The sequence below is a fragment of the Streptodolium elevatio genome (assembly GCF_040649515.1).
In the GTDB taxonomy this organism is placed as follows: domain Bacteria; phylum Actinomycetota; class Actinomycetes; order Streptomycetales; family Streptomycetaceae; genus Yinghuangia; species Yinghuangia elevatio.
Genome location: NZ_JBEZFP010000121.1, coordinates 1 through 20,931, shown reverse-complemented (window position 1 = coordinate 20,931; position 20,931 = coordinate 1). Strand labels below are relative to the sequence as shown.

18 protein-coding genes, 1 tRNA gene and 1 pseudogene are annotated in these 20,931 nt (G+C 72.1%); 12 read left to right on the top strand and 8 right to left on the bottom strand.

What is annotated here, in order from left to right; translation table 11 throughout:
* Nucleotides 1-41: 41 nt before the first annotated feature.
* The 3 genes from AB0C36_RS33450 to AB0C36_RS33440 all read left to right on the top strand — a co-directional run bounded on the left by AB0C36_RS33450 (nucleotide 42) and on the right by AB0C36_RS33440 (nucleotide 2,908).
* Nucleotides 42-359: a cupin domain-containing protein gene (locus AB0C36_RS33450; protein WP_358361692.1), complete on the top strand. Its 318-nt coding sequence runs from the start codon at nucleotides 42-44 to the stop codon at nucleotides 357-359.
* A gap of 107 nt (nucleotides 360-466) precedes the next feature.
* Nucleotides 467-1,957, top strand: coding sequence for a class I adenylate-forming enzyme family protein (locus tag AB0C36_RS33445; protein WP_358361689.1), 1,491 nt, complete (start codon nucleotides 467-469; stop codon nucleotides 1,955-1,957).
* 369 nt (nucleotides 1,958-2,326) lie between these two features.
* Nucleotides 2,327-2,908, top strand: coding sequence for a HutD/Ves family protein (locus tag AB0C36_RS33440; protein ID WP_358361687.1), 582 nt, complete (start codon nucleotides 2,327-2,329; stop codon nucleotides 2,906-2,908).
* On the opposite strand, the gene AB0C36_RS33435 is transcribed toward AB0C36_RS33440, so the two are convergent.
* Together AB0C36_RS33435 and AB0C36_RS33430 are read right to left on the bottom strand one after the other, a co-directional pair.
* Complete coding sequence (locus AB0C36_RS33435) at nucleotides 2,905-3,525, bottom strand: TetR/AcrR family transcriptional regulator (protein ID WP_358361685.1); 621 nt, start codon at nucleotides 3,523-3,525, stop codon at nucleotides 2,905-2,907. The genes AB0C36_RS33440 and AB0C36_RS33435 overlap by 4 nt on opposite strands.
* Nucleotides 3,522-4,943: an MFS transporter gene (locus tag AB0C36_RS33430; RefSeq protein ID WP_358361682.1), complete on the bottom strand. Its 1,422-nt coding sequence runs from the start codon at nucleotides 4,941-4,943 to the stop codon at nucleotides 3,522-3,524. The genes AB0C36_RS33435 and AB0C36_RS33430 overlap by 4 nt, the downstream gene beginning before the upstream one ends.
* A 554-nt stretch (nucleotides 4,944-5,497) precedes the next feature.
* Between AB0C36_RS33430 and AB0C36_RS33425 the strand changes: the two genes are divergently transcribed.
* A complete protein-coding gene (locus AB0C36_RS33425) occupies nucleotides 5,498-6,034 on the top strand; it encodes a flavin reductase family protein (protein WP_358361715.1) in 537 nt (178 codons plus the stop codon).
* Between the two features lie 215 nt (nucleotides 6,035-6,249).
* Entirely contained in the window at nucleotides 6,250-7,842 is a 1,593-nt protein-coding gene (locus AB0C36_RS33420) for a GMC family oxidoreductase (RefSeq protein ID WP_358361681.1), read from the top strand.
* A 57-nt stretch (nucleotides 7,843-7,899) separates the two neighbouring features.
* Here the strand turns inward: AB0C36_RS33420 and AB0C36_RS33415 are convergent, their stop codons facing one another.
* Nucleotides 7,900-8,742 (bottom strand): acyl-CoA thioesterase, encoded by an 843-nt coding sequence (locus tag AB0C36_RS33415; RefSeq protein ID WP_358361678.1) that lies wholly within the window; start codon nucleotides 8,740-8,742, stop codon nucleotides 7,900-7,902.
* Nucleotides 8,743-8,873: 131 nt separating this feature from the next.
* Nucleotides 8,874-9,152 carry a GlsB/YeaQ/YmgE family stress response membrane protein gene (locus AB0C36_RS33410; protein ID WP_358361675.1) on the bottom strand — a complete coding sequence of 93 codons (279 nt, stop codon included), beginning with the start codon at nucleotides 9,150-9,152 and terminating at the stop codon, nucleotides 8,874-8,876.
* Between the two features lie 244 nt (nucleotides 9,153-9,396).
* Between AB0C36_RS33410 and AB0C36_RS33405 the strand changes: the two genes are divergently transcribed.
* The 3 genes and pseudogenes from AB0C36_RS33405 (at nucleotide 9,397) to AB0C36_RS33395 (ending at nucleotide 11,663) form a co-directional block, all read left to right on the top strand.
* Nucleotides 9,397-9,470, top strand: a tRNA-Thr gene (locus AB0C36_RS33405).
* Between the two features lie 873 nt (nucleotides 9,471-10,343).
* A pseudogene (locus tag AB0C36_RS33400) lies at nucleotides 10,344-11,152 on the top strand (SAM-dependent methyltransferase).
* 13 nt (nucleotides 11,153-11,165) lie between these two features.
* Entirely contained in the window at nucleotides 11,166-11,663 is a 498-nt protein-coding gene (locus tag AB0C36_RS33395; RefSeq protein ID WP_358361672.1) for a hypothetical protein, read from the top strand.
* A gap of 12 nt (nucleotides 11,664-11,675) precedes the next feature.
* Here the strand turns inward: AB0C36_RS33395 and AB0C36_RS33390 are convergent, their stop codons facing one another.
* From AB0C36_RS33390 to AB0C36_RS33380, 3 genes are all read right to left on the bottom strand, one after another.
* On the bottom strand, nucleotides 11,676-11,930 hold the full coding sequence (locus tag AB0C36_RS33390) for a hypothetical protein (protein ID WP_358361670.1): 255 nt from the start codon (nucleotides 11,928-11,930) through the stop codon (nucleotides 11,676-11,678).
* Nucleotides 11,931-12,057: 127 nt separating this feature from the next.
* Nucleotides 12,058-12,453, bottom strand: coding sequence for a DUF4180 domain-containing protein (locus AB0C36_RS33385; RefSeq protein ID WP_358361669.1), 396 nt, complete (start codon nucleotides 12,451-12,453; stop codon nucleotides 12,058-12,060).
* A gap of 124 nt (nucleotides 12,454-12,577) precedes the next feature.
* Complete coding sequence (locus tag AB0C36_RS33380; protein WP_358361666.1) at nucleotides 12,578-13,852, bottom strand: hypothetical protein; 1,275 nt, start codon at nucleotides 13,850-13,852, stop codon at nucleotides 12,578-12,580.
* A 445-nt stretch (nucleotides 13,853-14,297) separates the two neighbouring features.
* Between AB0C36_RS33380 and AB0C36_RS33375 the strand changes: the two genes are divergently transcribed.
* Both AB0C36_RS33375 and AB0C36_RS33370 read left to right on the top strand, forming a co-directional pair.
* A complete protein-coding gene (locus AB0C36_RS33375; protein WP_358361663.1) occupies nucleotides 14,298-15,749 on the top strand; it encodes an NsdA family TPR-like regulatory protein in 1,452 nt (483 codons plus the stop codon).
* A gap of 122 nt (nucleotides 15,750-15,871) precedes the next feature.
* The gene (locus AB0C36_RS33370) at nucleotides 15,872-16,420 is read left to right on the top strand and encodes a GNAT family N-acetyltransferase (protein ID WP_358361660.1); all 549 of its coding nucleotides are present in this window, start codon (nucleotides 15,872-15,874) and stop codon (nucleotides 16,418-16,420) included.
* 324 nt (nucleotides 16,421-16,744) lie between these two features.
* On the opposite strand, the gene AB0C36_RS33365 is transcribed toward AB0C36_RS33370, so the two are convergent.
* Nucleotides 16,745-18,001 (bottom strand): ROK family transcriptional regulator, encoded by a 1,257-nt coding sequence (locus AB0C36_RS33365; protein ID WP_358361658.1) that lies wholly within the window; start codon nucleotides 17,999-18,001, stop codon nucleotides 16,745-16,747.
* A gap of 162 nt (nucleotides 18,002-18,163) precedes the next feature.
* Between AB0C36_RS33365 and AB0C36_RS33360 the strand changes: the two genes are divergently transcribed.
* Together AB0C36_RS33360 and AB0C36_RS33355 are read left to right on the top strand one after the other, a co-directional pair.
* Complete coding sequence (locus AB0C36_RS33360; protein WP_358361656.1) at nucleotides 18,164-19,642, top strand: carboxylesterase/lipase family protein; 1,479 nt, start codon at nucleotides 18,164-18,166, stop codon at nucleotides 19,640-19,642.
* 263 nt (nucleotides 19,643-19,905) lie between these two features.
* Nucleotides 19,906-20,847, top strand: a complete 942-nt coding sequence (locus AB0C36_RS33355) for a DUF8832 domain-containing protein (RefSeq protein WP_358361653.1) — start codon at nucleotides 19,906-19,908, stop codon at nucleotides 20,845-20,847.
* Nucleotides 20,848-20,931 lie beyond the last annotated feature (84 nt).

Here is a 20,931-nt window from a genome sequence, read left to right as displayed (position 1 = left end):
CCTCTCCTCACCCGCCCATCCACACCAGCAGGAGGCCGACCATGGACCGCGAACTCGGCGGCATCGGCAGCAGGGTCCTCTTCGAGGACGACAAGGTCCGCATCTGGGAGCTCGCCCTCGCCCCCGGCGAGCGCAGCGCGGTGCACCGCCACGACCTCGACTACTACCTCGTGCAGATCGGCGGCGACCGCATCGCCGTCGAACCCGAACCGGACACCGCCGGCGAGTACAAGGAGTACTTCGCCGCGGACGTCGTCCCCGGTGTCGTCGTGCCCATGAAGCGCGGCGGCGTGGAAACGGCCGTCAACGTCGGCGAGCGGCCGTACTACGAGATCATCGTCGAACTCAAGGACGCCTGAACCGGGTTGCCCGGGGCGGCGAAAACGGCTCTTCCCAGCATGCGGTCCGGCGCTTAGCGTACGGGGGCCAGATCTTGCACCAAGGCGCACGACACGGGAGGTACGGGGTGGGGCAGGGACTCGTCATCGGGGAGGTCTTCGCGGGCGCCGCGCGCGCGGTGCCGGGCCATGCCGCCGCGATCCTCGGCGACCGCACGCTCACCTTCGCGGAGCTGGCGGAGGCCGGCAACCGTACGGCCCACGCCCTGCTCGGCCTCGGCGTCGCCAAGGGCGACCGCGTCGTGTGCTGGGCGTCCACGTCGCTGGACGTCCTCCCGGTCTTCGCCGCACTGGCCCGGATCGGCGCCGTCTACGTCCCCATCGGCCCGGCGCTGCCGGCCGACGAGGCCGAGGCGCTGACCCGGGCCGCCCGGCCGACCCTGGTGGTCGCGGACGCGCGCGTCGACGGCGAGGCGGTCGCCGAAGCCGTCGGCGTGGCCCACGTCGGCCTCGCCGAGCTGGTCGAGGCGTCCGCCGACGAGCCCGCCGAGGCACCGGACTGCGCCGAGCCGGACGAGTCCGACCCGCACACGATCTTCTTCACCTCGGGCAGCACCGGGAAGCCCAAGGGCGTCGTGCTGTCGCACCGCGTCAACGTGCTGCGCACCCATCCCGGCTCACAGCTCGAACCGCGGGGCACGATGGTGTGCGTCTACCCGATGTTCCACATGGGCGCGTGGACCATCGCGCTCCAGCAGTGGCAGGCCCGCGACACGCTGGTGCTCGTACCGCAGACCGACGGGGCGTCCATCGTCGCCGCGGTACGCCGGCACGAGGCCACCCGCCTCAACTGCGTGCCCGCGGTCTGGGAACGCGTGCTCTCCGCACTCGCCGAGGAGCAGCTCGCCGACACCGGCGACGGCACGCTCCCCTCGCTCCGCTTCGCCGACACGGGCACCTCGGCGACGACGCCGGAACTGCTGTCGGGCATCACCAAGGCCGCGCCCAACGCCACCCTCCGCGTGTTCTACGGGTCGACCGAGGCGGGCAACGTCACCTCCCTCGACGGCGCCGACGTGCTCCGCAAGCCGGGCAGCTGCGGCGTGCCCAGCATCTTCCAGCACCTCGCGCTGTCCCCCGAGAACGAGCTGTGCGTACGCGGACCGCTGCTCTTCGACGGCTACTTCGACGACCCCGACGCGACCGCCGAGGCGCTGCAGAACGGCTGGTACCGCACGGGTGACATGGCGACGACGGACGAGGAGGGGTACCTCAGCATCTCCGGGCGCACCCGCAACCTGATCCGCACCGGCGGCGAGAGCGTCGCGCCGGCCGAGGTCGAGAGCGTCCTCGCCACCGTCGAAGGTGTCCGCGAGGTGGCCGTCATCGGCCTGCCGGACACCACCTGGGGCGAGGTCGTCTGCGCTGTGGTGGTCCCGGAGGACCCCGCGTCCATCCCCGGCCCCGCCGCTTTGCGCAAGGTCTGCGAAGGCCGCCTGGCCTCGCACAAGCACCCGCGGCGGGTCTTCTACGCCGACGAGCTGCCGCGTACGGCGGCCACCGGCCAGGTGCAGCGCAAGCAACTCGTCGACGACATCATGGCCGCGCGGACACCCTGAGCCGGAGGGCCGGACGGCCGCGCGCCGGACGGCCCCGGCTGCCTCGGTCTGTCTCCCTCCGGCCCGCCGGCTGCCCCGCGCCTATGTGTCGTCGTCCGGCACGCCGTCGTCACGCGCGGGCCCCGCGCGGGCGCACCCGCCGCAGGGGGTACCGTCTGTGCCCTGACCGGTCGACCGGTCGGTTGCCCGGTCGGTTGCCCGGTCCTTGACCTGGTCTCCGAACTGCCGATGACCTGCCGTCGACCTGGTCGCCGGCAGGCCCCTGGGCCTGGCCACCCCCTTGGTCACCCACCTGGTCACTCGCTCACGTGGCCACTCACTTACGTGGCCACTCACCCGGTCACCCCCTGATCGCCCGCGGAGGCACGGTTGCGGTTCTTCGACGTCGCGGCGCTGCCGGTCAGTCCCTGGCGCAACGGGGGCGGGGACACGCGCGAGATCGCGTACTCGCCCGGGGAGGGCCACGGCTTCAGGTGGCGGGCCAGCGTCGCCACGATCGCCGCCGACGGGCCGTTCTCCGCGTTCCCCGGAGTCGACCGTACGATCACGCTCCTCGCCGGCGACGGGGTGACCTTGTCCGCCGACGCCGTGCCCGCGCACGAACTGGTCCGCGTCGGCGAGCCCTTCTCCTTCTCGGGAGACCTCCCGATCCGCGCCTCGCTCGGGGGCGGCGCGTGCCGGGTGCTGAACATCATGACGATGCGCGGCGCATGGGCCGCGGATGTGCGCCGGACCGCCGCGGAGACGACACCGCGCGCCGGCGGATCCGGCCTGCTGTACGTGCTCGCAGGCACCTGGCAGAGCGGGGCGACCGTACTGACGGCCGGTCAGGGCGCGTGGTGGGACGGCGACTCCGAGGGCGCCGTCACGCCGCTGGCGCCGGATTCGGTCGCGCTGGAGGCCGGGATCCGCGACGTCCGCGATATGCGCGGCCGCCGTTCGTACGCCTAGTCGTTCGGCTGCTCGCCCAGCATCCCGCCGAAGGCCTCCTCGACCAGGCCGACCAGCTCGTCCCGCGAGAGGTTGGTCAGCTCGGGGAAGAACCCGCCCGGTCGGATGACGACCGCGCCGATCAGCGAGGCCACCGCGAACTCCGCGCGGCGGCGGGCGACGCGTTCCTCGACGCCGGTCCGCTCGACGATGCGCTCCACCATCGGGTCGACCATGGACTGGCGTACGGCGGCCGACGCCTCACCGCGCACCGCCTCGTGGCCTTCCTCGCCCAGCGCCGCCCGGAACATCGGTCCGGGACCGCCGAGGTCGTCCATGCGGGCGGCGAGGAAGTCGGCGAGCGCCCCGACGCGCGCGAGATCGCGGCGCGCCGACGCCGCGTCCTGGCCGTCCTCCTCGATCGCGGCGAGGTACAGGCCCGCCTTGTTGCCGTAGTAGCGGGCCACAAGGGCGGCGTCGACGCCCGCCCGGTCCCCGATGTCGCGGAGAGTCGTACGGTCGTACCCACGCTCGCCGAACAGCGCGCGGGCGGCGTCGAGCAGCGCCTTGCGACTCGCGGCGGCGTCGCGCCTGCGCGGCCGTTCCGTCATCGCACGTTCGGTAGCCGAGCTGTTCACCGGGTGATTCCTTCGCCTGGGCCGTTGAGGGCTCTCGAAGGTACCTGTTCGACCGTTCGGACGGGAGGCGATCCGGCCGACGTTCCCGATCGTCTGTCGGGAAGAACAACGGCGGCCAGGGCGCCGAGCACGCACGCGGCGGCGCCAACCAAAAACGCGGCGGTGTACCCGCGGTCTTCGGCCGCTCCGCCGCCGGCGGGCGTGTACGCGGCCAGCAGCGCCGCGATCGAGGCCGACCCGATGGCGCCGCCGACCGAGCGCAGCACCGCGTTCAGGCTCGTCGCGCTGCCCGTCTCGTGCGGCGGGACGGCCTTGACGATCAGCGCCGGCATCGCCGCGAACGTGGTGCCGACCCCCACCCCGAGCAGCACCGCGCCCGTCACCAGCTGCCACAAGTGGTCGCGGAAGAAGGCCAGGAACACCATGTCCGCGGCCACCACGAGCGAACCGAGCGGCAGCACCGGCCCCATGCCGAATCGGGCGGCGAACAGCTCGGCGAGCCGGTTCGCGCCCAGGCTGCCGAGCGAAAGCGGCATGAGGACCAGTCCCGCACCCACCACCGAAAGACCGAATCCGTACCCCGTCTCGGTAGGAACCTGGGCGTACAGGTTGATCAGCGACATCGTCATGTAGAGCCCGATGCCGACGAGAACCGCCGCCACATCGGCCGTCAGAAGCTCGCGGTTGGCCAGCAGGCGCAACTCGACCAGTGGATGGGCGGCCCGCAACGCCTGCCACGCCCACAATGCGAACAGCGCCACGGCACCGGCGCCGAGCCCGAGGATCGTGGCCGATCCCCAGCCCCAACGCTCACCCTGACTCACCGTCAGGAGCAGACACGTCAGACCGCCGCTGAGCAGCAGCGCGCCGGGGATGTCGAGCGGTCGGCGCCGCGCGGCCGATCCCACCGGGACGACCAGGACGACCAAGGTCAGCGCGACGGCCGCGATGCCGGTGCCGAACCAGAAGGCCGCCCGGTAGTCCCACTCGCGCGTGATGAAGCCGGTGACCGGATAGCCGAGCCCCGCACCGACAGATGTCGTGACCGACAGGGCGGCGATGCCCGACCGCATGCGCGCCGGATCGAGGTGGTCGCGCGCGACCGCGATGGTGAGGGGCATGATGCCCAGTCCGGCGCCTTGCAGGGCCCGCCCCGCGACCAGCCACGCGAACCCGGGCGCCACGGCCCCCAGAACGCCGCCTGCCACGACACAGCCGAGCGCCCCGAGGATCACCCCGCGCCGGTGCGGCCCGTCGCCCAGGCGGCCCATGACGGGTGCGGCGACGGCCCCGGTGAGGAGGGTCGCGGTCAGCATCCACTGCGCGCTGTCGATGGACACGCCCTGCTCGCGCGCGATCGTCGGGACCATGGGTGCCCCGAGGGTGGTCATGACCGACACCGCGACCGAGGTGAACATCAGGACGGGCAGCAGCGCCCGGGCGCGGGCAGCCGCGGCACGGCCGCCGGGCTCGGTACGTCCGGGCTTGTCGCGGCCTACGCCTGTGCCTGTGCCTGTGACCTCGTCTTTGCGCTCCCGCGCGTCCCGGTCGCGGTTGTGGTGCTCGATGGCCGTGCCCCCAGATCGCGTGTGCCGGCCGATCGTGGTGCCGGCCGTCGTGCCTGCTTGCCGTGCCGCTTGCCGTGCTGCTTGCCGCGCCGCTTGCTCGCCTGTCGTGCCTGCTTGCCCGCCGTGCCTGGCCGTGCCGTTTGTACGTCCTGTCCCGCGCCTCGGGGCAGCCTGTGCTGTGGCCCGCCCCTCACGACCGGTCGCGCGGTCCCTTCCCCCGGTTCTCCCGGTCCGTCCGGCCCGCCTGACAAGTCATGAGTCGATGACTTCGGGACGATACGCCATGCCCCGCCGGTGCCGACGACCGGCCGGGGGCCGCGGCGCTCCCAGGTCGGGTCCTCAAACTCCCTAGGCTGGGGGCCGTGGAGATCCCCGAGCCCGCAGAGCCGTCCGTACCGCAGCCCATGTCGCAGCCCGCCTCGCCGTCGTCCGTCGACCCGGAGGCCTTCAAGGCCGCGCTCTCCCGCTTCGCCGCCGGAGTGGTCGTGGTCACCGCCCACGAGACGCACGAGACGAGCGACACCGCGAGCGGCGACGACGTCGGCATGACCGCGACCGCGTTCCTCTCCGTCTCGCTGGAACCGCCCCTGGTCCTCGTGAGCCTGCGCCGCCAGGCCCGGATGCGCGAGGTCTTCGACGCGCAACCCCTGTGGGCGGTCTCGCTGCTGTCGCAGAGCCAGCGGCACGTCGCCGGCCGGTTCGCGATCCCGGGGCGCGTGAGCGACCGGCTGATGTTCGCGGACGTCCCGCACCAACACGGCGCGATCTCCGGCGCCCCACTCGTCGGCGGCGCGCTCGCGACCCTGGAGTGCCGGACGCACCAGATCGTCGAGGCGGGCGACCACTCCCTCGTGATCGGCGAGGTCCTCTCGGCGAATCTGCCGAGCCCCGCCGGCCAGCCGCTGCTGCACTTCCGGGGCCGCTACCGATCGCTCGCTTGACGTACTTCGCCGCTCCCCCTACCCCGACGGCCCCGGAGTCGTCAGACTCCTGTCTGTACGCACTGTGCGCCGCCCTATGCGCGCCGTCACCGCGGACCATCACCCGCCACGACCGGCGCCGCGACCGCTGCGCGCGGCAACTCGCGTACGCCCACGGCACCTTGCTCCGCCTGCCCGGACCAGCGGAACCACCGGACCCGAGGGAAGGCCGTCTCATGCTCACGTACGACTACGTCATCGTCGGTGCCGGCTCGGCCGGTTGCGTCCTGGCCGGGCGGCTCAGCGAAGACCTTTCCTCGCGGGTCCTGCTGCTGGAGGCGGGCGATCGCGACCGCAAGCAGGAGATCCACATCCCGATCGGATTCCCGAAGCTCTTCAAGACCTCGTACGACTGGAACTACCACACCGGCAAGCAAGCCGAGCTCGCGCAAAGGGAGTTGTACTGGCCGCGCGGCCGAATGCTGGGCGGCTGCTCGTCGATCAACGCGCAGATGTGGGTGCGCGGACACCGGGCCGACTACGACGGGTGGGCCGAACTCGGCGCCGACGGCTGGTCGTACGACGATGTGCTCCCCTACTTCCGGCGTGCCGAACGCCGCAGCGGTTCCAACCACGACGGCGTCTACGGGACCGACGGGCCCCTGCACATACAGGAGTTGCGCGACCCCAACCCGACCACCGCGGCGTTCCTCGCCGCGTGCGCCGAGGTCGGCATGCGGCGACTCGACGAGATGAACGTCCCCGACAACGAGGGGTACGCGCCGTGCCCGGTGACCCAGCGCCGCGGCCGACGCTGGAGCGCGGCCGACGCGTACCTCAAGCCCGCGCTCAAGCGCCCGAACCTCACCGTCACGACCGGCGCCGCGGTACGCCGCGTGCTCATCGACGACGAACTGCGGGCCACCGGCGTGGAGTACACCGACGCCTCCGGCCGCACCCACCAAGTGGCCGCCCGGCGCGAGGTCGTGCTGTCGGCCGGATCGATCGGCTCACCGCACCTGCTGATGCTGTCGGGCATCGGCGCCCCCGAGGCGCTGCGCGCCGCGGACCTCACTCCGCGCCACGAACTGCCGGGCGTGGGACGCAACTTGCAGGACCACCTCGTCGCGGTCGCCGTGGTGCACTGCACCGAACCGGTGACGCTCGCCGCCGCGGACAAGCCCTCGCCCCGCGAGCTGCTGCGCTACATGCTGTTCGCGCGGGGCATGCTGACCTCCAACGTGGGCGAGGCCGCGGCCTTCATCCGCACCGACGAGTCACTCGAACACCCCGACGTCGAGATCATCTTCGCGCCCGGCCCGTACATCAACCACGGCCTCGAACCGCCGCTCGGACACGGCCTCACGGTCGCCGCGATCCTGCTCCAGCCGGAAAGCACCGGCACGATCGTCGCGACCGGGCCGGACGCGTCGACGCCGCCGGCGATCGACCCGGCGTACCTGACCGCCCCAGGGGACCGCAAGACACTCGTCGCCGGACTGCGGCGGGCCGCCGACCTCCTCAACACCGACGCGCTCGGCCGCTACGTCGGGGCCCCGATGACCCCTTGGCCGGGCAGCGACGACGAAGACGTGCTCAACCGCTACGTCGGCGATCACGCCGAGACGCTCTACCACCCGGTCGGGACCTGCCGCATGGGCGTGGACGAAGAAGCCGTCGTGGACCCGCAGTTGCGCGTACGCGGCATCACCGGCCTGCGCGTCGCCGACGCGTCCGTCATGCCGAGGATCAACCGCGGACACACGCACGCGCCGACGGTGATGATCGGCGAGCGGGCGGCCGACCTGATCGACGCCTCGCACCCCTGACCAACCGCGCGGCGGGGCACCACACCCTTCCGCCCCGTCGCGCACCCTCACCCGCCCCTACTCCGCCACACGCATGAGGCCGTCCGCCGACACCGACGCGACCAGCCGGCCGTCCTGCCCGTAGACATGGATACGGCCGTGCATGCGGCTGCGCCCCGCGTACACGCTCTCGCAGCGCAGCAGCAGCCACTCGTGGATCGAGAAGGGCTCGTGGAACGTCACGTTCTGGGCGAGCATCACCGAAGTGCCCTTGCCACCGAGCGCCGCGACGGCGTCCGCGGTGTACGGGCGGAGCGCCACCGGCCCGAGGAACCCCTCCGTGCCGTACGCCAGCAGCGACCGCGACAACGACGCCTCGTCGGGCACCTTGGTGCAGCGCATCCACACGTCCAGCGTCGGCGGCCCGGCCAGCCCGAGTGCCAGCGCATCGGCGCCCCCGTACGTCCGCACCTCCCACGGCAGCATCGCCACCGGCAGGTCCGCGCACGCGTCGGGACCGGGTATGCCGTCCGGTAGCGGGCGGTGGTGGCGCAGGAAGTCCGGCTCGTCACGCGTCAGCATCACCAGCGCACGCGAGTGTTCGCGGCCCTCCTGCCGGAACGCCACCGCGACCGTGGCCAGCGCGCGCCCCGACTGCACGACCTCGACCTCGATCGACACCGGCTGCGCCGCGATGCCGCCGCGCGGGAAGATCCCCTGCACCGACTGCACCGCGAAGCCCGGCACCGTACGCTCCGCGGCGGCAACCGTCTGCGCGAGCACCTGGCTCCCGAGCGTCGTCGGGATCCGCGACACGATGTTCCGCGCCCGAAACCGCCCCGGCGCCGCCTCGGCGATGTCCAGGGCGTCCATCAGGTCTGCCAGGTCGATACCTGGCCACAACTCGGTTCCAGAGGCCATGAACGCATGATCGCAAACCCGATCTGACGATGCGTCAGGGGGCGGAACCTGAGGTTCCGCCCCCTGACACCCCGCACCGCTCACCGACCTCGGCAAGCCCACCTGTCAACGCCTGCGCACGCCTACTGCGCTCAGACGTGCGAACTGCCCCTCTTCCGCATGAACCCCGCGACCAGCGACACCAGGACCACCGACACGGCGATGCTGATGATCCATCTCAGCCAGTCGACACCCCTGGTCTCTTCGACCCCCAACCCGGCGGCGATGCCGTAGCCGGCCAGCGTGCCGACGATGCCCACGCCAATCGTGGCCAGCATGCCGATGCTCTGCTTGCCGGGCAGGAACAGCCGGGCGAGCATGCCGATGATGAAACCGGCGATGATGAGACCGATGACGTCCCAGAACCCCATGTGAGCCTCCTGGTCCAGTGCGCGCCGCAATGTACGGGCACAGCGGTCGGTATTCGGACTTTTCGGTCCAAAACGAGCCTCGCATGATCGGCCCACCCACGCCACACCAACCCGCCGCCCCCCACACGCCCCCGTACGGCCACGATCCGCCCCGCTCGCGCGTTCGGTACAAACCCGTCGCCCTCCCGGACCGGTGGCTTGTAGCGTGTGAAGCTCAGTGCACAATGGACACCGCACAACCCCGGCCCCGATAGCTCAGCTGGCCAGAGCGCCGCTCTTGTAAAGCGGAAGTCGTCGGTTCGAACCCGACTCGGGGCTCCCTCAAGGCCCAGGCCAGACCCCGTCTGACCTGGCCTTTTTCACGTCACAGCCGCTTGGGCGCATGACCACGGGGCGGCGTTGGGCCAGTCTGCGTGAGCAGTTCGTGAGCGGATGGCAGCTCATCCCCCGTCATCACGGACGACCAGGGGCCACCGTCTGCCCGCCGCGAACGCAGCACGAGCCGCGACGGCCGGCAGCACGCTCGTCTTGCGCGAGTACGGCCCGTCCGATCCGCCTCACAACGTAGGACCGCCTCAAGGCCTTCCGCGCGGTCCACCCGCTACGACCAACGCGCCTATGTCTTCCACGGCACCGCCCGTCCCCCTCGCCGCCATCAGACTCTGGCACAGACCGTGATCCCCAAAACGCTGCCTCGCGGTGACGCACGCACATGAAGAGCGACCCCGACCGGGACCCCTTCCGGTCGGGGCCGCTTCGCTCTCCGGCGATAGGCGGATCGGAGCGACCTGAGGCCGGGCGGTGCGGAGCGGGGGTCGATGGGCGCCATGGACGTCATCGACCGTCTTATGAAACGGAAGTTGTCGGTGCGACTCGGCTTGGGGTTCCTGCGGGGACTGGCTGAGCACTGCGTCTGACCTGGTTCCCGGTGCTTTTCCGGCTCTGGAGGGTGATGGCGGTGCAGCTCTGTCGGCTGCCGGGGTACGCGAGGGAATTTCGGCGGAGTTTGCGCTTCGTCCATATCGCCTTGTCCGCAGGCGCCGGGGGCGGGGGTTGTTTGCGTGGGGGCGCTGGGGGGGGTGGGTTAGGGTTCGCTCGGCAGTGGTGAGGGGCCGGCAAGAGGAAGACGGGGGACCGGTGTTGGAGGGTTCGAAGAGTGCGGCGAATGCGGATGGGGCGACGGGTGATCCGATGCGTGACTGGGCGCCCGAGGGGATCGACGTGACCGCGCCGAGCGTCGCGCGGGTGTACGACGCGATACTCGGAGGCAAGGACAACTTCGCCGTCGACCGGGCGATAGCCGACGAGACATTGCGCGTTCTTCCGGGTGCCCGGATCGGCGCGCAGGCGCACCGCGCGATGATGGGGCGGGGCGTGCGGTTCCTTGCCGAACAAGGGTCGACCAGTTTCTCGACCTGGGGTCGGGGCTGCCGAGTGGGGAGAACACCCACGAGATCGCGCAGTCGGTCAACCCCAAGGCGCGCGTGGCGTACATCGACAACGATCCGATCGTCCTCGCCCACGGGCGCGCGTTGCTCGCCGACAATCCGTTCACCAAGGTCGCTACTGCTGACCTGCGTGACCCCGTCGACGTGCTGTCCCGTCCCGAGGTCGCGGACCTCTTCGACTTTTCCCGGCCGATCGCGCTGCTGATGCTGGGCGTCGTGCACCACCTCGGCGACGCCGAGGACCCGAACGGGGTCGTCGCGGCGTACCGTGACGCCGTCGCGCCCGGCAGCTACCTCTACCTCACGCACTTCTGCGCGAGCGGGCCCGAGGCTGCCTCGATGGAGCAGTTGATGCTGCGGAGCCTCGGCAGCGGGCGGTTCCGCACGGTCGCGGAGATCGAGGCGTTCTTCGACGGGTTCGAGCTGGTCGAGCCCGGGGTGGTGCCGCTGGTCGCGTGGCGGCCCGACGAACCGGTCGACGATCCCCTGCCGCCGTACCAGCGGGTGTCGTGGGGCGGGATCGGCAAGTTGCGCCGGACGACGAGCGCCTGAGGAGGGCCCGCACATGGCTATGCGCAAAGCCACGATCCTGCAGCAGGTCGGGCAGTCCATTTACCGGCAGAACCCGACCGACCGCCCCGTCGTCACGATCATGGCGATGAGCGGGCCCCATCCGATGATGATGGCGATGATCACGCCGCTGTGGCTGCTCTTTGTGAAGTCCTACTTCATCACCGTCACCGAGCAGGTCGTGCTCGTGCAGCGGGCGAGCAAGTGGACTGCGCGGCCGCACGAGGTTCTGTACGCGATCCCGCGCGACCAGGCGCCCTATCTGATCGGCGACGTCCGGCCCGCCGCGCTCTACAGCTCCTTCCGGTTCATGCTGCCGGGGGGCCAAAAGCCGAGCCGCATCAATGTGCACCGCATGTGGCGGGATGAAATGCACTACCTGATGCAGGTTTTGTACGGGCATGCGCAGGGCGGCCCGCAGGTTCCCATGCAGCAGCAGCCGTTCCCCGGTCAGGCGCCACACCCGCAGCAGACGTATCCCTACGGGCAGTAGCAGGCAGATTTGTCACGCGGACTCGTCCGGGCCCGGCGGCACCGGGCGGCTGGCGCGCTTGGCTGCCGGACTGATGCCGTTCTCGCGCGCCAGCTTGCGGACGTACGCGACGTTGAAAGGCGAGTGGGCCGCGACGTCGGCGGGACGGATGCCGGCGCGCAGCGCTTCGACCGCCGCCACGGCGGCGTCGCGCTTGGCAGCCTCAAATGCCGCCTCGGCGTCGCGGAAGCGGGCAGTGGCCAGGTCGAGGGCAGCCGTCTCATCCATGACGGTCAAGGTAGCGCCCCCGGTCGGACGCAGGCACACGGGCACGCGAGAAGCCCGATGGCCACGGGAAATGCGGGAAACGGAACGCGGAGCGCGGAGCGCGGAAAACAGGAACGAGGCAGTCCGCTCAGCTGGTGACGGGCCCGTCGGCGGCAGCAGACGGGGCCAGGCGAGCGCGGAGTGCCGCGAGATCGGGCACGAACCACAACTGGCGTCCCTGGTCGGCCTCGTGGACGAAGTCGCGGAACGCCTTGCTTGCGGCCGTCCTGGGGGCCACGTCACCCAGGACGGCCAGTCCGATGCGGTAGTTCGCGAACTTCTGGACGATGTCCCCCGCGACCCGGGTGCGCAGGTCGAAGAAACCGTCCCCGAACCGTTCGACAGGCACGGCCACCCACGTTGCGCCGTGGCCGAAGGCGTCACCGATCAGGTCGGTGGCATCGTGTTCGCCGCCCACGACGCCACCGTCCGGAGCGCACACCAAGACCGGTGTGCCGTGCATGAGTTCGAGTACGTCGGACATGACCGCGCGGCTCCCTTGTGGTGGGTGTGACGCGGCCGTGCGGCGCCCCCACAGCACCGGCGCGGACGTCACACAACGTCTCGTCGGAGTGTAGGGGCGCCCACATGTCGGGCCTGACTCATTTTCAGGCGGGCACTGCCCTCCTGGGTTTGGGGACGCGGCCGACGGCCGGTCGCAGGCGCCTCGCCTGGTCCCGCAGGTGCGGCGCCAGGACGTCGAGCCCGCGGTGGTTCCCCCGCGCGATCCGGTGCAGGAGTTCCGCGGTCACCACGATCTCGGCGACGCGCCCGTCCGCGGTGTCGAGTTCGGGGAACGCGGCACGCACCCGCGCGGCAAGCTCCGGGACCGGCAGGCTGTGCGCGTACAGCGTCGCCGCGTCGTAGCCGAACGGGGCGCGACCCCACGCCGCCCAGCCGAGCAGTTCCGGTCCGGGCTCGGTCCCGGCCTCGGCAGCGAGGTCGGGACCGAGGTCCGGGGCGCCCTGTGTGAGATTGGCCCAGTGCAGCGAGCCGTGGGCCGGCGCCATCGCGCGCAACGTCGGTGCCCTGAAACCGAGTTGCTCGGGTACGAGGGTGTCGATCCAGTCCTGGTGCACGATGGTGCGCTGGGTGCGCGCCCGGGCGACGATGCCCAGGGTGCGCCGCAGGTCGCTCCACCATGCGTCGGGCAGGTCGATCGGGGTCTCCGCCGCGGGGCTCCACGAGCATCGCGGTGCCCCGACGTACTGGAGGAGTTCGGCCCGGTAGGCGTACGCGCCGTCCGTCCAGTCGCGCACATCCAACAGCTTGGGCCGCCGGTCGACGAAATCGCCGAACCGGTCTCCGAACAAGTCGCCGAACGCGAACTCGGCCGTCCTGTTGCCCTGCCAGCGCCGGTCGGCGGCTTTGGCGACCGGAGTGGTGAGCACACGAAGCCACGCGGGCACGCCGCCGCCCGCGAGTTCGGTACGCCGGCCCGCGCTGCGGCCGCGTCGCCCGTGCACGGTCGGCCCGGCCGCGACGCGGTCGAGGAGGCGGGCGGCGTGGTCCAGCGCGGCGGCGAGGCGCGCGGCCGCGGCGGGGTCGGGGTCCGGCGACGGTGCCGACGGCTGAGGGATGCCGTTCAGCGGCTCGGCCTTCCGCACCGGCGTCGTTGCCGGAACAGAGGACGGGACGGAGGACGCAGCGACGGACGGTGTGGCGGACGAGGCGGATTCACCGGAGCGCACGGCGTACAGCGAACGCTCGGGCTGCGCGGTGCGCTCGGAACCGGAAGGGCTGTCGGCGGGAGAAGGGCCGTCGGAGTGGGACGGGCTGTCCGGGTTGGCGGGGTCCGCCTGGTGCGTGGGGCCGGTGGTCGTGGACGCCTGTTTCGCACGCCGCCGCGGCCGCGTGGTCTTCTGCGGAGTCGAAGGGCTCATGACTACTGCGCACCGCCGTCGACGGGCCACGGGCTCTTGCCGCCCCCGGGTGACCGCAAAGTACGCTCGGTGCCAGGCCTGTTCGGTTCCATCGAAAAACCTCCAGATGTGCGCCGACCCCGCCGGGGACGTCCCCGACGCGGCCTGTGACGGGTGGGCGACCCGGCGAGGGAATCACCCACCCGGTGCGGACCCGGCGTCATTGGCGTGTCCGCACAACCACATATGTCGAGCGTCACCCGGACCGCCGCGCGCGGATACCGTCGTCTTACCGTCGTGGCCACCGTCCTCCGGGGGCGCGACGGCGCCGCCACGGCGTATTCGTGTCACGGTGGCCGACATGCGAACCGTCGTGTCGCCGTCGTCTTCGCGCGATGGATAATCGTGGAGATCCCCGGGGCTACCGTCGAAACTGGACGAGCTGCACCGCCCACGCGGGGGTTCGATGGCTGAGAGTTCCAGGGAAGAGACGACGGCGCCGACGCTGCTGCGGGTTCTGGTGACCCGCCGCCACTGGCAGGTCTACGAGACCTTCCGGCACCACTACGAGCGCGCCGCACAAGCCCTCGCCGAGCGCGAGGGGGATCGCCGGGTACGCGGACTGACGGTCTCCAAGCGCCAGTTCGAGCGCTGGTACGGCGGCGAGCTGAAGACTCGCCCCTACCCCGACCAATGCCGTGTCCTGGAGGCGTTGTTCGACCACCCGGTCGACGAACTCCTCGGCCCTGCACAGCCCGAACACACCGCGTCGCCCCGAACGGTCCCGACGCTGTCCGTCCACCGCTCCGCGGCGGCACGGACGGTCGAACCGGCGCCCCGGGCCGGGCCGCTCGCCGCCACACTGGATACCGGCACCTGGGGCGACCCGGGAACCGGTGAGCGGGAGAGGCAGGTCGAGATGGCCGCACGTCGCGCGTTCCGATTCGGCAGCGCAGCCGAGGGCAGCACCGTGGTGCCCGAGACCCTGGCGCAACTGCACGACGAAGTACGGCGCCTCGCCGACGCCTATCCGAGACTGCCGCTCCCCACGCTGCTCGGTGATCTGGTGGAGGTGCAGGACACCACGTTCCGGATCCTCGAGCACGGCCGGGTACGCCCGTCCCAGGCCAAGGAGTTGTACCTGCTCGCCGGCATGACCTCGGGCATGCTCGCGAAGGCCAGCCACGACGTCGGCGATCCGCGCTCGGCGATGATGCAGGCACGGACCGCGTACGTCTGCGCCGACAACGCCGACCACCCCGCCATGCGCGCCTGGGTGCGCGGCATGCAGTCGCTGATCAACTACTGGGCGGGACGGCCCCAGGAGGCCGCCCGGTACGCCGCGCTCGGCACCGCGGTCGGGGAGGACGTCCGCGGCACCACGTCCATTTGGCTCGCGTGTCTGGAGGCACGCGCGTACGCCCTGCTCGGTGACGCGCCGAACGCCCGTGCGGCGGCGGCCCGCGCCGAGGACACCCGCGACGCGCTGCGGCCGGACGACCTCGACTCCTACGGCGGCATCCTCACGTTCCCGCGCGCCCGCCAGCTCTACTACGTCGCGGAAGCCGTGGTCCATTTGCGCGACGACCCGCGCGGCGCCCAGGCGCAGGCAGACGCCGCGGTCGCCGCGTACCGCGACGCCCCTCCCGAGGAATGGGCGTTCGGCGACGAGGCCGGCGCGCAGACCAACCTCGCGCTGTCCCGCGTCGCGGCGGGCGAACTCGAAGGTGCCGTGGAGGCCGTGCGTCCGGTTCTGGAGTTGCCGTTCGACCAGCGCAACTTCGGCGTCCTGGTGAGCGTGCGGCGCGTGCACGACGCGCTGTCCGACGCGCGGTTCCTGGGCACCCGGGCGGCGGCGGACGTCCGGGAGGAGATCGAGGAGTTCACCGCCGGCCCCACGACGGCGCAACTGCAGTGAGGCCGTACGGGGGGCTTGCGAGTTCGTGCGGGGCGCGACGCGACGGGCGCGCCCCGAGGCGGGCGGAGCGCACACCGCCGTTCCGAGGGTACGTGCGGCGCCTACCCGGGTAGATCGGCCGCATGAACTCGGTCGAAGTGCGGGGAAAGCGCCTGCGGCTGCGCGAACTGGACCACGGCGACTCCCCAGGGGTGCTGGCGATCTACGGAGATCCCGGGGCCACGCGCCACCTCAGCTTTGAACCGAGGTCCGCCGAGGAGGTCGACGGCGTCGTGGCCCGCGCCATCGCGTCGGCCCATGCCGAACCACGCGACGAGTACGTCCTCGCGGCCGTCCCGCACGACGCCCCCGACGACATCGTCGGGGTCACCCGCCTGGCCATCGAGCCGCAACTCGCGGCCACCATCGGCTTCGCGCTGCGCACCGACATGTGGGGCAAGGGGTTCGGCACCGAAACCGTGCACCTGCTCTGCGCTCTCGGCTTCACGCAACTCGGGCTGCACCGCATCTGGGCCGCCCGGTCCCCCCTCAACACCGCCTCCGCCGAGACGCTGCGCAAGGCGGGGATGAGCGAGGACGGCCGCATCCGGGACCACGTCTACGTACGCGGGGCCTGGCGGGACTCGATCCTCCACTCGATCCTCGAACACGAATGGCGGTCGCCGTGGTGAGCAACCGCCGATCGCCACGCCGCCCCGGCGATCCGCGGTGAGTTCGTCGAGCAGGGCTGCGGCATCGTCGTGCTGACGCGCGGGGTCGACCGTCGCCACGAAGTCCCGGATTCGACCGCCGAGTTCCTTCGCGACGAGGACATCGCCATGCCGGTGGCCGACACCACGGCCGCGGTCGCGGAGTACAACCGCCTGCTGGAGGAAGGGTCGGCGGTCTCTTCCACAGCACCTGCTGAGGCCGCCCCACCGAGAGCACGGGACGAAGCCGGGCACGAAGCGGGCATGAGGCGGGCACGGCGAGGGCTGCGGGCAGAAGAGGTACAGCTACGCCATCGGCACCGTTGTCGGGTCGTCGAGGGTGGCTTCGCGGCTGATGCGCAGGGCGCCCTGCAAGGTCGCGTCTCCACCCAGGACGCCGAGCACGATGGCCGGTTCGAGACGGTCCGCGACCGCGCGGCGTCCTTCCAGCGCCTCGGCGATGCCGGGAAGGAGCCAGCGGCCCCACGTGGCGAGGTAGCCGCCGAGGATGACCTCGCCCGCGTCGGTCAGCCCCCAGATCGCCAGGACGGCCGCGCCGAGCGTGCGGCCCGCCCCGGTGAGAACGGCGACGGCCGTCGGGTCGTCCGCGCGCAGGCGGCGGTCGAGTTCGGCGAGTGCCGCGGGCAGTCCGTCGGCCGCCGCGAGGTCGGCGAGGCCCGCGGCGGTGGCCAGTGCTTCCGGGCCGACGTACAACGCCAGGCACCCGCGGGCGCCGCACCGGCATTCGGGGCCGTCGAGAGCGAGCGGGACGTGGCCGATCTCGCCGGCCATACCGCGTGACCCGGTGTGGATACGGCCGTCGATCAGCAGCCCGCCGCCCACTCCCGTGTCGGCCTTGATGTAGGCGACGGTGTACGGCGCTTCGCCGGACGGCCGGGTCGCCGCGATCCGCGCGTGGTATTCGGCCAACGCCGCGACGTTCGCGTCGTTGACGACGTCGACCGGGCAGGCGAGCGACGGCAGGTGCTCCTCGACGAGCGCGCGCAGGTCGGTGCGGTGCCATCCGAAGTCGATCGCGGCGGGCACCGTGTGCCCGGGGCCGGTGACCGGCGCCGCCATCGCGACGACGGCCCGTGCCAGGTGCGCCCCTTCGTACCCCGCCACCACCGCGGCCGCCCGCTCGATCTCGCGGGCGATCACCGCGGCGAGCGGCCGGGGAGAGCCGTACGGCGCGCGGTGCGGCTCCGACACGCGGTGCACGACCGTTCCCGCGAGGTCGCCGACCATGACCTCCACTCGTTCGAGCGTCACCTGCACCGCGATCGCCATCACCCGCTCCGGGACCACCCGCAGCAGCCGCCGCGGCCGACCGCGCCCGCCCGTCGCCGCCGAACCGACCTCGCGGACGAGGCCGCGCTCGATCAGCTCGGCGGTGATCCCGGTGACCGACGCGTGCACGAGGCCGGTGGCGGCGGCCAGCTCGGTGCGTGCGCAGGGCCCGTACGCCGCGATGTGCCGCAGCACGAGCGCCAGATTGTGGCGGCGCACGGCCGCGGTGTCCGCGGGTGGCGCCGTCTGCGGTCGGTCGGTGGGGGCTCTCACGAGGTCGATTGTGCCCTGCGGCGGGTCGGGGGGCGGGGTGGCGGGCGGCGCTGGAGACAGCCGTCACATCTATTTTTTCAACTCTTGCAATATATGAACGGCCGGACTGATACTCGGGTCGAACGCCGGATTTCCGGGACCTCCTCGCGAAGGACCACCACCGTGACCCAGCAGCCGCCGCTCGTCACCACCACCCTGGGCCCGGTCAGCGGCGCCTGGCAGGGCCGGTCCGCCCGCTTCCTGGGCATCCCGTACGCCAAGCCGCCGGTCGGCGACCTGCGCTTCGCCGCGCCGGTGGCACCGGACCCGTGGACCGAGCCGCTGACGGCCACCGCGTACGGTCCGACCGCGCAGCGCCGCGCCTTCGGTGACGGCGAGGGGCCGACGATCATCCCCGAGCCGTCCGTCCCCGGCGAGGGCACGCTGAACCTCAACGTCTTCACCCCGGCCCCGGGCACCGGGTCCGCGCTGCCCGTGCTGGTGTGGATCCACGGCGGCGGCTTCGTCGCCGGGTCGGCGGCGAGCCCCTGGTACGACGGCCGCGCGTTCAACCGCGACGGCATCGTGGTGGTCTCGCTCGGCTACCGGCTCGGCATCGAGGGCTTCCTGCACGTCGAAGGCGCTCCGGACAACCGCGGCGTGCGCGACTGGATCGCCGCCCTGGAATGGGTGCGCGACAACATCGCGGCTTTCGGCGGCGACCCGGCCAAGGTCACCATCGCCGGGCAGTCCGCGGGCGGCGGCGCCGTGCAGACGCTGCTCGCGACACCGTCGGCACGCGACCTGTTCCGCGGCGCGATCTCGGTGTCGGGTGCGGTCATGGAGCCGCAGAGCCGTGCGGACGGCCTCGCGGTCGCCGAGCGCCTGACCGCGCGTACCGGGACACCGGCGACGGTGGCCGCGCTGCGCGACCTGTCGGACGACGAAATGCTGGCGCTGCAGGATGCGTTGACGGCACCGGCCGAGGGCGCGGCGCCACTGCCCGAGCTGGTGCTCGCCCCGTTCGCGGACTGCGACCTGATCCCGGAGCAGGTGCCGGACGCGATCCGCGACGGTTCCGCGAGCCCTGTCCCGCTGATGCTCGGCGCGACGCACCACGAGTTCAACATGGCGGCCGAGTTCGGCATGCCCGACCTGTCGATCGAGGCGGTACGCGGCATGCTCGCACAGGTCGGGCTCGGTCCGGACGCCATCGAGGCGTACCTGCGGCTGCACGAGGGCTCGAGCCCCGCGAAGATCCTCGGCCAGGGCCTGACCGACCACCTGTTCCGCGCCTCGGCGGTACGCGTGGCCGAGGACCGTGCCGCGCTCGGACTCCCCACCTGGCTCTACGCGTTCGAGTGGCTCTCGGGAGCGCGGATGATGGGCGGCATGGCGTTCCACTGCCTCGACCTGCCGTTCGCGTTCGACCTCCTCGACGCCGAGGGCGCCGAGGCGTCGACCGGCCCGGACGCGCCGCGGAAGCTCGCCGACGCCATGCACGGCGCGTGGGTCGCGTTCATCCGCGACCTCGACCCGGGCGCCGCGTGGCCGCGCTACACGGGCGAGGAGCGCGCCACGCAGATCTGGGACACCGACCCGAGCGTGGCCTACGACTTCTACGGGCCCGAGCACGCAGTGTGGGGCAGCCGCCGGGGCTGACCCGACCCGAGCGGCTCGTACGGCCGCCTCCGCGCGCCTCGAGACCGCCGCACATCGCATGCGGGAAGCCACCGCCCTCCCGGACGGTGGCTTCCCGCCTTTCTGCGCTCCACCGGATACCCCCCGGCCGTAGAGGCCTGTGCAGTGCTGTCGAGCTGGGCGAGAGACAGCATCGCGAGTCGGGTTGACGCTATACCCCCTGGGGGTATCTAATAACGACCACGGAGGACGACGCCTCCGGAAGACACGGAGGGAACACCGACATGAACCGCCAGACGCACACCGGACACGACACCCAGGCCCCCGCCGCGGAGTCGGCCCACGGCCACGCACACGCCCACGGCGCGGGAGGGCACGGCGCGGCGCTTCCGGGCGGCCTCCAGGTCTCCGAACGCGGTTACACCCTGGTGCCGACCTCCGATCCGCTGCAGGTCGGCGTGCCGACCGACCTCCGCTTCCGGATCATCGGGCCGGACGGCAACCCCTGGACGCGGTACGACCGTTCGCACGGCAAGGAACTTCACCTCATCGTCGCCCGCCGGGACCTCTCCGGCTTCCAGCACGTGCACCCGGTGCTCGGCGCCGACGGCACCTGGTCCGTCCCGCTGACCTTCCCGAACGCGGGCGACCACCGGATCTTCGCGGACTTCACGCCGACCGGCGACCCCGCGGGCGGCCTCACGCTCGGCGCCGACGTGGCCGTCTCGGGCGTCTACCAGCCGGTTCCGCTGCCCGAACCCTCCCGGACCGCGCACGTGGACGGGTACACCGTGACCCTCGAGGGCGACCTCGCCAACGGCGACGGCGGGCTGCTGACGCTGTCGGTGACCAGGAACGGCCAGGCGGTGACCGACCTGGAGGCGTACCTGGAAGCGTACGGACACCTGGTCGCGCTGCGGCAGGGCGACCTCGGCTACCTCCACGTGCACCCGCTGGGCGAGCCGGGCGACGGCGTGACGCCGGCGGGTCCCGGGATCGCGTTCCACGCGGCGGCGCCGAGCGCCGGGGCGTACCGGCTCTACCTGGACTTCCAGCACGAAGGAGTCGTGCGTACCGCGGAGTTCACCGCGATCGCCGCGCGTCCCGCGCCGCAGGGCGGGCAACTGCCGGAAAACGCCGAACACGACGCGCATGCCGGTCACGCCGGGGGTGACGGTCACGAAGGCCACGCCCACCACGGCACTCACGGCACGCACGCCGGGTGACACGCCGACGGGGAGCGACGGACAGATCGGCGGACAGATCGGCCGACTCGACCGGAGGATGGCACCGCAGCGGCAGTGCGGTGC

Coding starts and splice junctions, on each gene's coding strand:
- AB0C36_RS33410 (WP_358361675.1), bottom strand. CDS start 9,152: ATGGGGTTCTGGGACGTCATCGGTCTCATCATCGCCGGTTTCATCATC.
- AB0C36_RS33385 (WP_358361669.1), bottom strand. CDS start 12,453: ATGTCCGACGTACTCGAACTCATGCACGGCACACCGGTCTTGGTGTGC.
- AB0C36_RS33430 (WP_358361682.1), bottom strand. CDS start 4,943: ATGTTCACCTCGGTCGCGGTGTCGGTCATGACCACCCTCGGGGCACCC.
- AB0C36_RS33425 (WP_358361715.1), top strand. CDS start 5,498: ATGTCGCAGCCCGCCTCGCCGTCGTCCGTCGACCCGGAGGCCTTCAAG.
- AB0C36_RS33415 (WP_358361678.1), bottom strand. CDS start 8,742: ATGGCCTCTGGAACCGAGTTGTGGCCAGGTATCGACCTGGCAGACCTG.
- AB0C36_RS33355 (WP_358361653.1), top strand. CDS start 19,906: ATGAACCGCCAGACGCACACCGGACACGACACCCAGGCCCCCGCCGCG.
- AB0C36_RS33375 (WP_358361663.1), top strand. CDS start 14,298: ATGGCTGAGAGTTCCAGGGAAGAGACGACGGCGCCGACGCTGCTGCGG.
- AB0C36_RS33390 (WP_358361670.1), bottom strand. CDS start 11,930: ATGGATGAGACGGCTGCCCTCGACCTGGCCACTGCCCGCTTCCGCGAC.
- AB0C36_RS33420 (WP_358361681.1), top strand. CDS start 6,250: ATGCTCACGTACGACTACGTCATCGTCGGTGCCGGCTCGGCCGGTTGC.
- AB0C36_RS33450 (WP_358361692.1), top strand. CDS start 42: ATGGACCGCGAACTCGGCGGCATCGGCAGCAGGGTCCTCTTCGAGGAC.
- AB0C36_RS33370 (WP_358361660.1), top strand. CDS start 15,872: ATGAACTCGGTCGAAGTGCGGGGAAAGCGCCTGCGGCTGCGCGAACTG.
- AB0C36_RS33395 (WP_358361672.1), top strand. CDS start 11,166: ATGGCTATGCGCAAAGCCACGATCCTGCAGCAGGTCGGGCAGTCCATT.
- AB0C36_RS33380 (WP_358361666.1), bottom strand. CDS start 13,852: ATGAGCCCTTCGACTCCGCAGAAGACCACGCGGCCGCGGCGGCGTGCG.